Source organism: Pseudomonas sp. Sample_23, from assembly GCF_004307595.1.
GTDB lineage: Bacteria > Pseudomonadota > Gammaproteobacteria > Pseudomonadales > Pseudomonadaceae > Aquipseudomonas > Aquipseudomonas atacamensis.
In genome coordinates, this window is record NZ_RCNX01000072.1 from 66,903 (window position 1) to 79,180 (window position 12,278).

A 12,278-nucleotide genomic window follows, 5' to 3' on the forward strand; every position below is an offset into this window, starting at 1 on the left:
GCAAGCTGCAAGCTGCAAGCTGCAAGCTGCAAGCTGCAAGCTGCAAGCTGCAAGCAAAGGTGATCGTTCCCACGCTCTGCGTGGGAACGCCTCAAGGGACGCTCCGCGTCCAGTGACGCGGAGCGTCACGGGCTGCATTCCCACGCAGAGCGTGGGAACGATCAAAAGCTTCAAGCTGCAAGCTTCAAGCAAGAGCCAAGTTGCTTTTTCTTGCCGCTTGTAGCTTGTAGCTTGCAGCTGCTTTTATTGAATTTCTTCCGGCTTGACGATCACCCAGTTCTTGTCCGCTGTCACCGGCAAGCCTTCCTTGGCCTGCGCCGCTGCGTGCCTGGCCATCATGCCGTTGATTTGCGTCATGTACTTGTCCTTGCGGTTGATCCACAAGTGAATGCCGCCCTTGGCCACATCGACATCGTGGAACAGCATGTAACCGTCGCTCGTCGGGGTATCGCCGCCGACCAGTACCGGTTTTTTCCATTCATCGATGTAGGTGAGGATCGCCGCGTGCTTGCCGGCCATCCACGTTGCCGGGGTCCACAGGTACGGCGTCAGCTCCAGGCCGAGGTTGGCCTTCTCGTCATATTTGCCGGCAGTGATCTGTTTGCGCGCAGTGGTCAGCTCGCCGGTCTTCTGATCCTTGAGCAGCAGTGAAACGCCAATGACGTTCTGCGGTTTGACGTTGTAGCCGTACTTGGGATCCGCCGCGACCATACGCACCAGTTCCTCTGAAGCGGCGGTCATCACGTAAACCTCGATGCCGTTCTCCATCAGCTTGTTATACAGCTCTTGCTGGCCAGTGAAGATCTTCGGCGGATTGACGTCGAGCTTCTTCACCACATCGCCTTCGTAATACGTCGCCGGCACCGGTTTGCCCGAAGCCATCAACTCATCAACGTAGCCCTTGAGCTCCTTGAGGGTGAAGCCGGAGAACACCTGCGCCACCCATGGGTAGCAGACCATGTCGTCGACTTCGCAGAGCCGGTAGTAATAACTGAACAGGCTTTCCTTGTGCTCGGCGGTGTCCTTGAAGGGCATCAGTTTCAGCGAGGGGTCGAGCTTGTCGCGGGTGATCAGGCCCTTGTTTTCCATGAACGGCAGCAAGGATTCTTCGAGGTCGTAGCGGTAACTGGTGTTGTCCATGTCGAACACCGCGTAATTACCCTTGTTGGCGTTGGCAGCGATCATCGCGTCCAGCGCCTTGGCCTGATCTGCCGGCCAATGCTTGAGGTCCGTGGCCAATGCCTGGCCGACGAGGCCAGCCGCCAGTGCTACAGCCAACAACGTGCGTGCAATTTTCATAGCGCTACTCCCCGATGCAAAGAATTCGACGCTAACAAATCAGTGTGACAACCCTCGCCTGTCAGCGACCGCTTGCGTCCCCTGCGCGTCAGTTGCATTGCCGACAGCGACACGCGCTTATTCCAAAAACGACGATTGCCCAGCCATTTCGGTATTAAATCATTGCAAATCAAGCTGTTAGGCTTGCCGGTTCGCAGCAGCCCCGGATGGCTGTTGGCACAGTCTTTACTGGAGTTCTCATGAATCTACCGCTGATTCTCAACCTGCTGGTGTTCCTCGCCCTGCTCTTCGGTCTGGCGCAAACCCGCCACACCACTTGGAGCCTGGCGAAAAAAGTCCTGCTTGCACTGGTCCTCGGCGTGGCGTTCGGCGTTGCGCTGCACACGATTTACGGTGCCGGCAACCCGGTGCTGAAAGCCTCGATCGGCTGGTTCGATCTGGTGGGTAACGGTTACGTGCAGTTGCTGCAAATGATCGTGATCCCGCTGGTGTTTGCTTCGATCCTCAGCGCCGTGGCACGCCTGCACAACGCTTCGTCGCTGGGCAAAATCAGTTTCCTGACCATCGGCACGCTGCTGTTCACCACCGCCATCGCGGCGTTGATAGGCATCGGCCTGACCAACCTGTTCGGCCTTACCGCTGAAGGTCTGGTCGCCGGCACTCAGGAAATGGCGCGCCTGCAAACCATTCAGAACGACTACGCCGGCAAGGTTGCCGACCTCAATGTGCCGCAATTGCTGCTGTCGTTCATTCCGCAGAACCCGTTCGCCGACCTGGCCCGGGCCAAGCCGACTTCGATCATCAGTGTGGTGATTTTTGCCGCGTTCCTTGGGGTTGCTGCACTACAACTGCTCAAGGACGACGTCGAGAAAGGTCAGAAAGTGATCAACGCCATCGACACCCTGCAAGCCTGGGTGATGCGTCTGGTGCGTCTGGTGATGAAGCTGACCCCCTACGGCGTGCTGGCGCTGATGACCAAAGTGGTCGCCGGTTCCAACCTGCAGGACATCATCAAGCTCGGCAGTTTTGTCGTGGTCTCGTATATCGGCCTGGGCCTGATGTTCGTCGTGCACGGCGTGCTGGTGTCGGCCGCCGGGATCAACCCGCTGCGCTTCTTCCGCAAGATCTGGCCGGTGCTGACGTTTGCTTTCACCAGTCGCTCCAGCGCGGCGACCATTCCGCTGAGCATTGAAGCGCAGACACGCCGCCTGGGTATTCCGTCGTCGGTCGCCAGTTTCGCTGCCTCGTTCGGTGCGACCATCGGCCAGAACGGGTGTGCCGGCCTGTACCCGGCGATGTTGGCGGTGATGGTCGCACCAACGGTCGGCATCAACCCGCTGGATCCGTTGTGGATCGCGACGCTGGTGGCGATTGTCACGTTGAGTTCGGCCGGCGTGGCCGGAGTCGGTGGCGGCGCGACGTTCGCCGCCCTGATCGTACTGCCGGCGATGGGCTTGCCGGTGTCACTGGTGGCACTGCTGATTTCAGTCGAGCCGCTGATCGATATGGGTCGCACGGCGTTGAACGTGAGTGGCTCGATTACCGCAGGGGCGATTACCAGTCAGGTCATGCAGCAGACGGATAAAGCGCTGCTGGATGCCGATGAGCACGCAGAGTTGGCCCAGGCTTAAGCTTCTCAGCGACTGAGCGGGCCTCTTCGCGAGCAGGCTCGCTCCCACACTGAAATGCGTTCCCCTGTGGGAGCGAGCCTGCTCGCGAAGCTGTTAGGCTTTCTCCCAGACCTCAAAGCTATATGCAGGTTTATCGCCCTCTGCCGGATTCGGCACGTTCGAGACCAGTTTCCACTCGCTCAAGTCAAACTCTGGAAACCACGCATCCCCTTCCGGGCTCAGCGCCACGCGGGTCAGGTACAGCCGATCGGCCTGCGCCAGTCCCTGCGCATACAACTGCGCGCCGCCAATCAGCATCAGTTCATCAACGCCCTGGGCTTTCGCCCATTCCTCGGCGCGGGCCACGGCGGCTTGCAGCGACGGATAGACCTCGGCGCCTTCGAGCTGCAGATCGGTCTGGCGGCTGACCACGATGTTCAAGCGCCCCGGCAGCGGCCGGCCGAGCGAATCCCAGGTCTTGCGACCCATGATGATCGGCTTGCCGAGCGTGGTCGCCTTGAAGTATTTGAAGTCCCCCGGCAGGTGCCAGGGCATGCTGTTGTCGACGCCGATCACGCGGTTTTCACCGAGGGCTGCGATCAGGCTGAGGGGCAGTGATTTAGTCATGCCGGCGAGGATACCAGAGCCGCGCTTACCCCGATAAGCGCCACAGCGGTTATGCTCAGCGCTCGATTTAGCGACGGGACGCCGCGTGACTGAACTGACTCCACTGCAAAACCTCTGGCTCACCGAAACCATCCGCCTGCGCGAAGAACACGCGGGGCCGCTGGACGATCTGGAAGCCAATCGTCTGGCCCGCGCCGCTGGCGGCGATCTGCCGAGCCGCATTGCGCGCCGGGCGCTATGGCTGGCCGAGCGTGACGGGCTCACCGCCGCCCTCAAGCACTGGCTGCAAGGCGCGCGCCTGGCGCTGGTGCTGTTGATGATTTTCGCCGTGCTCAGCGGCGCCGGCCTGGCTTTCGCCGCACTTGGCCAAACGCCGGTGAATGTCTTCTGGGCGCTGGGCAGTCTGCTCGGGATCAATCTGATTTTGCTGCTGAGTTGGGCGCTGGGCTTGATTTTCGCTGGCGAACACCGCGCCACCCTTGGGCGCTTGTGGCTGTGGCTCAGCGAAAAATTCGCCCGCGACGCCAAAGCCGCGCAACTGGCGCCGGCCCTGCTGTTGCTGCTGCAACGCAAGAAACTCAACCGCTGGGCACTCGGCGCGTTGGTCAATGGCCTGTGGCTGCTGGCGATGCTCAGCGCGCTGATTCTGCTGCTGACGCTGATGGCCACCCGGCGCTACGGCTTTGTCTGGGAAACCACGATCCTCGGTGCCGACACCTTTATTCACGTCACCCAGGCCCTCGGCTATTTGCCGTCGCTGCTCGGCTTCAACGTGCCGACCGAGGAAATGATCCGCGCCAGCGGCGCCGGCGCACTGGATATTGAAAGCGCGCGACAGGCCTGGGCGACCTGGCTGGTCGGTGTGCTGGTGGTCTACGGCGTGCTGCCGCGCCTGCTGCTCGCGCTGTTCTGCCTGTGGCGCTGGAACCGCGGCAAAGCCGCGCTGCGCCTGGATCTGAATCTGCCCGGCTACGCGCAACTGCGCGAAAGGCTGATGCCGACCAGCGAGCGCCTTGGTGTCAACGACCCGGAGCCGGCGCAACTGCATCGCATCGAAAGCAACGTCGGCGAACGCGCCAGTGAAGGCGCGCTTCTGGTGGCGATCGAGTTGGACGAACAGCGTCCGTGGCCACCCGTGCTGCCGAAAAACGTCAGCAACGCGGGCATCCTCGACAGTCGCGAATCGCGGCACAAACTGCTCGAACAACTCAGTCGCTTCCCGCCGGCGCGGCTGGCCATCGCCTGTGATCCGCGACGTTCGCCGGATCGCGGCAGCCTCGCGCTGATCGCCGAACTCGCGCGCAACGCCGGCGCCACTCGCATCTGGCTGCTGCAAGCGCCGCCTGGCGAAGCGCTGGACGGACAACGTCTGGGTGACTGGCACGCGGCGCTGCAACAACTGGACCTGCCGTTTGCCGATTGCGCGCCGATGAACTGGCTGGAGAGCGGACATGACTGATGCACGCAAAGCCCCGCTGAAACTCGCGGTGGTCGGCCACACCAACGTCGGCAAGACCTCGCTGCTGCGCACGCTGACCCGTGACGTTGGCTTCGGCGAAGTCTCGCACCGGCCGAGCACCACCCGACATGTCGAAGGCGCGCGGTTGTCGGTGGACGGCGAGCCGTTGCTCGATCTGTACGACACGCCGGGGCTGGAAGATGCGATCGCCCTGCTGGATTTTCTCGAGCGCCTGGAACGCCCCGGCGAACGCCTCGACGGCCCGGCACGACTGGCGCGGTTTCTCGACGGCAGCGAGGCGCGCCAGCGTTTCGAGCAGGAGGCCAAGGTACTGCGACAACTGCTGGCCTCCGATGCCGGTCTGTATGTGATCGACGCCCGCGAACCGGTGCTGGCCAAGTATCGCGACGAGCTGGAAGTGCTCGCCAGTTGCGGCAAACCGCTACTGCCGGTGCTGAATTTCGTCAGCAGCGCCAACCATCGCGAACCCGATTGGCGCGAGGCGCTGGCGCGGTTGGGGCTGCATGCGTTGGTACGTTTCGACAGCGTCGCACCGCCCGAAGATGGCGAGCGGCGCTTGTACGAGAGCCTCGCCCTGCTATTGGAAAACGCCCGGCCGCAACTGGAGCGGTTGATCGCCGACCAGCAGGCGCAGCGCCTCGCCCGTCAGCAAAGCGCCGCGCGCTTGATTGCCGAATTGCTGATCGACTGCGCTGCGTGCCGGCGCAGTGTGGTCAGCGAAGCCGAGCAGGAGCAGCAGGCGATCAGCGAACTGCGTAAAGCCGTGCGCGAGCGCGAGCAGAAGTGCGTTGAGGCGCTGCTCAAGCTCTACGCGTTTCGCCCGCAGGACGCGGCGGCCAGTGACTTGCCGTTGCTCGACGGGCGCTGGGGCGATGACCTGTTCAACCCGGAAACCCTGAAGCAACTCGGCGTGCGCGTCGGCGGCGGCATTGCGGCCGGTGCGGCGGCCGGTGCTGGTGTGGATTTGCTGGTCGGCGGGATTACCCTCGGCGCAGCAGCATTGGCCGGCGCGATTGCCGGCGGTGCGCTGCAAACGGCGCGCAGTTATGGCAGTCGCCTGCTCGGCAAGATCAAAGGCCAGCGGGAATTGACGGTGGATGACGCCGTGCTGCGCCTGTTGGCGCTGCGCCAGCGCCAGTTGTTACTGGCGCTGGCGCAGCGCGGGCATGCGGCGATGGACAGCATTCAGGTGGCCACGCCTGTGGACAAGACCTGGCGCGAAGGCAAGTTGCCGGAAGCGCTGAACAAGGCGCGCGCGCATCCGCAGTGGTCGTCGCTCAATCCGCAGGCGAAGTTGAATCAGGCGGAAAGGCAGGAGCAGGTTGTGGCGTTGGAGGGGAAAGTGCTTGAGCTGTAGGCCTTTGCCCTCACCCCAGCCCTCTCCCGGAGGGAGAGGGGGCCGACTGTGTTGCTCTTGGGTCATACACCGACCTGAGATATCCAGTCGAACTCAGGTTTGAAAAGCACGGAGATCAGCTCCCTCTCCCTCCGGGAGAGGGCTGGGGTGAGGGCTGCATTCACTCAGCCGACAACAATTTCCCAGCCTTGCGCTTTAACACACTCAGATCCACCAGCGGCACCGCAACCTCCTTCGCCAACTCATCCCAGCGCCGCATGCGCAAACTCAGCGCACACAACGGATCAGCCTCGAACGCATCCGCCTCAGCCGCGCTCATTACCCCGCCCTGATATTCCAGCGTCCTGCGACTCGCCTCACTCAACCGCGCGTAATACCCCGGCTCGCGCAAGGTCAGATAGCGCTTGGCCTGAACGTGATATTCCACCAGTCGCGCCAGCCGTTCGCTGAAACCTGCCTCACGCAGATAATCCGCACCGAGCCGTTCATGGCTGACCACGCCATAACCGCCCATGTTTTCCGCGCCCTCGGCACACAAATGGCCGATGTCATGAAAGAACGCCGCCAGCACCACTTCATCGTCACAGCCTTCGGCCATGGCCAGTTCTGCGGCCTGGGACATGTGCTCGAGCTGCGACACCGGTTCGCCGATGTAATCGCTCGCGCCGAAGCGTTCATACAGGCCGAACACCCGGGCGATCACCTGTTCTTGATTCATGCTTGCTCCAGTAACTGCGCGATGTTGCGTTCGGCCAGCGCCGGGCCGACGCTCATGCCGACGCCGGTGTGCATCAGCGCCACGCTCAGGCCCGGTGCCGGGCGCAGGAAAGAAAACGGACCAGGCCCACGAGCACCATAGACGCCCTGCCAGCGTTCGACCACTTGCACCTGGCAGCCCAGCGTCTGCTCGGCGAGTTCGAGCATCCAATTGTCGACCTGTTCGGCGTTGAACGGTGACGCATCGCTGCCGTAATGATGCGAATCGCCAATGATCAGTTCGCCATACGGCGTCGGGCTGATCAGCAGGTGAATGCCGTTGGCGTGCAGGTGCGGTTGTTCACGGAGAATCTGCGCCTGCACCGCTGCGGCTTGCGGCAGATCGGCGAAGGCGCCGTAGTGTACGCAGCTCAGGCCGGTGAGCACGGCGTGTTGCAGGTTCAACTCGATGCTTGGTCTGGCCCGCAGCATTTGCAAACGACAGATCTGCGGATTGAGCGCAGCAATCGGCTCGGCCAGCAGGGTCTGATAATCGTGGCCGGAGCAGACGATGATCTGCTTGCCGGTAAAACTGCCGGCGGTGCTGTGCAGATGCCCCGGCTCGACACCGCGCACCAGCGTGGAAAAGTGAAACTCGACGCCGAGGTCGCGGCGCAAGTAGTCGATCAGCGCCGGAATCGCTTCGCGCGAGTACAACTGCTGATCATCGACACCGTGCAGCGCGGCGCGCTGATGGCTGAACTGGCCGCCATACAGATCACGCAACGCTGCGCCGCGCAGCAGCTCGACGTTGTAGCCATGCTCGACCGCGCGGCCGGCGCAGAAGGCTTCGAGCAGCTGTTCTTCCGCCTCGCTGCGGGCGAACAGGTATGAGCCGTTGCGCTTGACCTGCAGGCCGGCAAGTTGCGCCCAGTCGCCCCAGATGTCGCGGCTGGCCTTGGCCAGTTCGAGCATGATGCCGGGCGGCTGACCGGTGACCAGCGCCTGGCCGAAGTTGCGCACCGAAGCGCCAAGGGGCGTGGCGGTGCGTTCGAATACCGCGACTTTGAGGCCGCGTTTGGCGGCGGCATAGGCGTGGGACAGACCGAGGATGCCGGCGCCGATGATGAGCAGGTCTTTGGGTTGTGTCATGTAGAGGTGCTCTGAATGAGAAACCGCTTTCGCGAGCAGGCTCGCTCCCACAGGGGACAGCATTGCAACTGTGGGAGCGAGCCTGCTCGCGAAGGGGCCTTGTCAGTCGATAAAGATCTTACTTGGCGACAACTTTTTCGGACTTGCCGTCATACCGCTTGCGCCATTCAGCCAGGATCTCGTCGCGATTCTTCGAGGCCCAGGCAAAGTCGTTCTTGATCAGACGCTGCTCATAGTCGGCTGGCAATTCGGTTTGTGGCTTGGCAATCCCCGGCTGCGCAAGAACAGCGAAGTTCTCCTTGTACAGATCCATCGCCTCGGCGCTGGCGGAGAAATCAGCGAGTTTCTTCGCCGCTTCTTCATGCGGTGTGCCTTTGATCACCGCCGTCGCTTCGATCTCCCAGCCCAGACCTTCCTTCGGCAGGATGATGTCCAGTGGCGCGCCCTGGCGTTTCAGCTGTACCGCTGGATATTCAAAGGAAATCCCGATCGGAAACTCCCCCGCCGCCGCCAGCTTGCACGGCTTGGAACCGGAGTGAACGTACTGGCCGATGTTCTGGTGCAAGCCGTCCATATACGCCCAGCCCTGCTTCTCGCCGAAGGTTTGCAGCCAGGCGCTCACGTCGAGGAAACCAGTGCCGGACGACGCCGGGTTAGGCATGACGATCTTGCCCTTGTACTCAGGCTTGGTCAGGTCCTGCCAGCTCACGGGCTTGGTCAGACCTTGCTTCTCGGCCTCGACGGTATTGAAGCAAATGGTCGCGGCCCACACGTCCATGCCGACCCAGGCTGGCGGGTTGGCGGCGTCGCGGTAGTTCGCGCCGATCTTGCCGAGATCCTTCGGTGCATAGCTTTGCAGCATGCCTTGCTGGTCGAGAATCGCCAGGCTCGACGCGGCCAGGCCCCACACCGCGTCAGCCTGCGAACGAGCCTTTTCGGCGAGCAGTTTGGCGGTGATGATCCCGGTCGAATCGCGCACCCATTTGATCTCGACGTCCGGGTTGGCCTTTTCAAAGGCCTCCTTGTAGGACTTCAGTTGCTCGGCTTCGAGGGCGGTGTACACCGTCAACTCGGTTTTTGCCGCGAAGGCATTCAGGCTGAAAGTCGCGAGCACAGCAGCGGCCAGGGTCATAGGCTTGAACATGAGCGTTTTCCTGTAGATGAGTTGATCGGGTTTGCAATCAGTGACCGGGCGCGGTTTGCCGCCAGGCCTGGGAACGGCGCAACAGGCCGCGCGAAGCCCACGCCAGCAGCAGCGACACGCCGGCCGAAGTGATCAGAATCAGGGTCGACATCGCCGCCGCACCGCCGACGTTGCCGGCGTCATCCATGTTCAGCACCGCCACCGCCGCGAGGATGGTGTCGGGGCTGTAGAGGAAAATCGCCGCCGACACCGTGGTCATCGCCGAGACGAACAGGTAGCGCACGATGTCCAGCAGCGCCGGCAGGCAGATCGGCACGGTGACGCGCAGGTAATGCCGGTACAGCGGCGCCTTCAGCGACAGCGCGGCGGCTTCAAACTCGGCGTCGAGCTGGCGCAGCGCGGTGGTCGCGGTCATTTGTGCGGTGGTCAGATAGTGCGCAATGGTGCAGACGATCAGCAGCGTCATCGTCCCGTACAGCACGTGCAGCGGATTGCCGCTGAGGTTGAAGAAGAAAACGTAACCCAGGCCCAGCACCAGCCCCGGCACCGCCATCGGCACGAAGCTGAGCATGCGCAAAGCCAGGTTGAGCCCGCGCTGGGTGCGGGTTTTCTCCATCAGATAGGCACCAGTGAAAATCAGCACGCTGCCAATCAGCGCGGTGCCCAGCGCCATTTTCAGACTGTTGCCGTAGGCGAGCCAGCCACCGCCGGCGGTCTCGTTGAACTGATAGTGGTTGAGCGACAGCGACAGGTTGTACGGCCAGAACTTCACCAGCGACGAAAACACCGCCATGCCGAACACCAGCAGCAGCGCGGCGCAAATCAGCAAAACGATCGCCAGATAGCAGCCGTCGCGCAGCCTGGACGGCAGCGGTTTGAACACCTGCGCGCGCCCGCTCATGGAGTCGCCGTGGCGCCGACGCAGCCATGCATCGACACCAAAGCTGAACAGCGCCGGCAGCAACAGCACCATGCCGATCAACGCGCCGCGGCCGAATTGCTGCTGGCCGACCACGGCTTTGTAGGCTTCCAGCGCCAGCACTTGATAGTCGCCACCGACCACCACCGGCACACCGAAATCAGTGATGGTCAGGGTGAATACCAGACAGAACGCGGCGAACACTGCCTGCCGAGTCGCCGGCCAAGTGATGCTGCGAAACGCCTTGGCCGGGCTGGCGCCCATGCTCGAAGCGGCGTCGAACAGGCGCGCATCTGCCAGCGACAGCGCCGAGAGCAAAATCATCAGCGCATGCGGGAAGGTGTAGATCACCTCGCCCAGCACAATGCCCCAGAACCCATAGATATTGTCCGAGAGCAGCCCACGCAACATGCCCTGATTGCCGAACAGATAGACCAGCGCAATTCCCGGCAGCATCGACGGCGCCATCAGCGGCAGCAGGGAAATCCCGCGCCAGATGCCTTTGCCCGGAATCAGCGTGCGTTGCAGTGCGTAGGCAAACAGGTAGGCCAGCGGTACGACAATGGCCGCAACGCTGAGGGACACTTTCAGGCTGTTGCCGAGCAGCCAGTGGAAATTGGCACTGGTCACCAACTCTTTCGCGGCGAGCCAGCCACCGCCCTGCCCGGCGTCATTGCTGAAGCCACGCCAGAAGATCGCCAGCAACGGCAGCAGCACCGCGAGGCCGAGCAATACCAGCAGAACGACTTTGCCGCCGACCACGAACAGGCGATCGCCGATCTCGGCTTTCGAGGACTGTCGCACCTGCTTGTGCGGTAGCGGCAGCGCGAGGTTGCTGTTCATCAGGCGAACACCTGCAAACTGCGCGGCGGCAAGGCGACCATGATCTGCTGGGCGCCGAGGCGCGGCATGGCTTCTGGCGCGAGCTCGGCGAGCAGCGCATGGCCCGGCAGTTGATCGAGTTCGAAGCTCATCCGGCAGCGGTTGCCGAGGAAAGTGATTTCGCGAACCTTGGCCGGGAACAGGTTCTCTTCGTGCACCAGCGGGTTGACGTTGATCGCCTCCGGGCGGCAGAACAGTCGACCCGAAGCGCCGTGTACGCTGCCCTCGGCCAAGCGCAGATTCATCCCGCCAACCTGGGCGTGACTGTCGCTGCTGCGCTGAAACGGCAGCCAGTTGCCCTGGCCGACAAACTCGGCCACGAATGGCGTGGCCGGGCGGTTGTAGATTTCCTGCGGGGTGGCGTACTGCTCTACGCGACCGTTGTTCATCACCGCGATGCGGTCGGCCATCAGCATCGCTTCGTCCTGATTGTGCGTGACCATCAGCGTGGTGATGCCGAGATTGCGTTGCAGCTGACGCAGCTCAGTGCACAGATGCTCGCGCACCCGCGCGTCGAGGGCCGACATCGGTTCGTCGAGTAATAACAGCGACGGCGACGGCGCCAGGGCCCGAGCCAGCGCCACCCGCTGTTGCTGACCGCCGGACAATTGGCCTGGGTACTTTTTCTCACTGCCGCTGAGGCCGACCAGTTCCAGCATCTGACCGACTCGCCGGCGCACTTCATCGCGGCCGCTGCCGGCGAGGCCGTAGGCAATGTTCGCCTCGACCGTCAGATTGGGAAACAACGCGTAGGACTGGAACAGAATCCCGTAATCCCGCGCTTGCGCGGCGAGGTGCGAGACATCGCGATCGCCCAGATACAGCTCGCCGCTGTCCTGCTGCTCCAGCCCGGCAATGCAGCGCAACAATGTGGTCTTGCCACAGCCCGACGGGCCGAGCAGGCACACCAGTTCGCCGGCGGCGACGTCGAGGGAGACGTTATCCAGCGCAGTGAACGCACCGAAACGCTTGTGCACGCCGCGCACTTTCATCGGCGCGCCGGGGTTGGTCAGGGCAGTTGCGATGGCAGGATTCATGGACGGACCTCAGCAAACGGATGAGGCCAATCCTAGAGTTGTAATGCGTCCGTCATGTGGCAGCGAGGCAAAAAC

10 protein-coding genes are annotated in these 12,278 nt (G+C 62.6%); 3 read left to right on the forward strand and 7 right to left on the reverse strand.

The genetic code is table 11. The features are described from left to right. Positions 1–243: 243 nt before the first annotated feature. A complete protein-coding gene (locus tag D8U82_RS19005; protein WP_125925424.1) occupies positions 244–1,299 on the reverse strand; it encodes a haloacid dehalogenase-like hydrolase in 1,056 nt (351 codons plus the stop codon). A 239-nt stretch (positions 1,300–1,538) separates the two neighbouring features. Between D8U82_RS19005 and D8U82_RS19010 the strand changes: the two genes are divergently transcribed. Then, positions 1,539–2,930 (forward strand): L-cystine transporter, encoded by a 1,392-nt coding sequence (locus tag D8U82_RS19010; protein WP_042606536.1) that lies wholly within the window; start codon positions 1,539–1,541, stop codon positions 2,928–2,930. A gap of 93 nt (positions 2,931–3,023) precedes the next feature. On the opposite strand, the gene D8U82_RS19015 is transcribed toward D8U82_RS19010, so the two are convergent. Continuing rightward, a complete protein-coding gene (locus D8U82_RS19015) occupies positions 3,024–3,536 on the reverse strand; it encodes a dihydrofolate reductase (RefSeq protein WP_130902732.1) in 513 nt (170 codons plus the stop codon). A gap of 85 nt (positions 3,537–3,621) precedes the next feature. Between D8U82_RS19015 and D8U82_RS19020 the strand changes: the two genes are divergently transcribed. Both D8U82_RS19020 and D8U82_RS19025 read left to right on the forward strand, forming a co-directional pair. Continuing rightward, on the forward strand, positions 3,622–4,995 hold the full coding sequence (locus tag D8U82_RS19020) for a DUF2868 domain-containing protein (RefSeq protein ID WP_130902733.1): 1,374 nt from the start codon (positions 3,622–3,624) through the stop codon (positions 4,993–4,995). Further along, complete coding sequence (locus D8U82_RS19025; protein ID WP_130902734.1) at positions 4,988–6,373, forward strand: GTPase/DUF3482 domain-containing protein; 1,386 nt, start codon at positions 4,988–4,990, stop codon at positions 6,371–6,373. The genes D8U82_RS19020 and D8U82_RS19025 overlap by 8 nt, the downstream gene beginning before the upstream one ends. A gap of 160 nt (positions 6,374–6,533) precedes the next feature. Here the strand turns inward: D8U82_RS19025 and D8U82_RS19030 are convergent, their stop codons facing one another. The 5 genes from D8U82_RS19030 to D8U82_RS19050 all read right to left on the reverse strand — a co-directional run bounded on the left by D8U82_RS19030 (position 6,534) and on the right by D8U82_RS19050 (position 12,203). Then, the gene (locus D8U82_RS19030; RefSeq protein WP_130902735.1) at positions 6,534–7,091 is read right to left on the reverse strand and encodes a phosphonate degradation HD-domain oxygenase; all 558 of its coding nucleotides are present in this window, start codon (positions 7,089–7,091) and stop codon (positions 6,534–6,536) included. Beyond that, positions 7,088–8,221 carry a TIGR03364 family FAD-dependent oxidoreductase gene (locus D8U82_RS19035; RefSeq protein ID WP_130902736.1) on the reverse strand — a complete coding sequence of 378 codons (1,134 nt, stop codon included), beginning with the start codon at positions 8,219–8,221 and terminating at the stop codon, positions 7,088–7,090. Before D8U82_RS19035 ends, D8U82_RS19030 begins: the two co-directional genes overlap by 4 nt. Before the next feature lie 118 nt (positions 8,222–8,339). Next, positions 8,340–9,365: a putative 2-aminoethylphosphonate ABC transporter substrate-binding protein gene (locus D8U82_RS19040; protein ID WP_130902737.1), complete on the reverse strand. Its 1,026-nt coding sequence runs from the start codon at positions 9,363–9,365 to the stop codon at positions 8,340–8,342. A gap of 37 nt (positions 9,366–9,402) precedes the next feature. After that, positions 9,403–11,127, reverse strand: coding sequence for a putative 2-aminoethylphosphonate ABC transporter permease subunit (locus D8U82_RS19045; RefSeq protein ID WP_130902738.1), 1,725 nt, complete (start codon positions 11,125–11,127; stop codon positions 9,403–9,405). After that, entirely contained in the window at positions 11,127–12,203 is a 1,077-nt protein-coding gene (locus D8U82_RS19050) for a putative 2-aminoethylphosphonate ABC transporter ATP-binding protein (protein WP_130902739.1), read from the reverse strand. Before D8U82_RS19050 ends, D8U82_RS19045 begins: the two co-directional genes overlap by 1 nt. Positions 12,204–12,278: the final 75 nt, after the last annotated feature.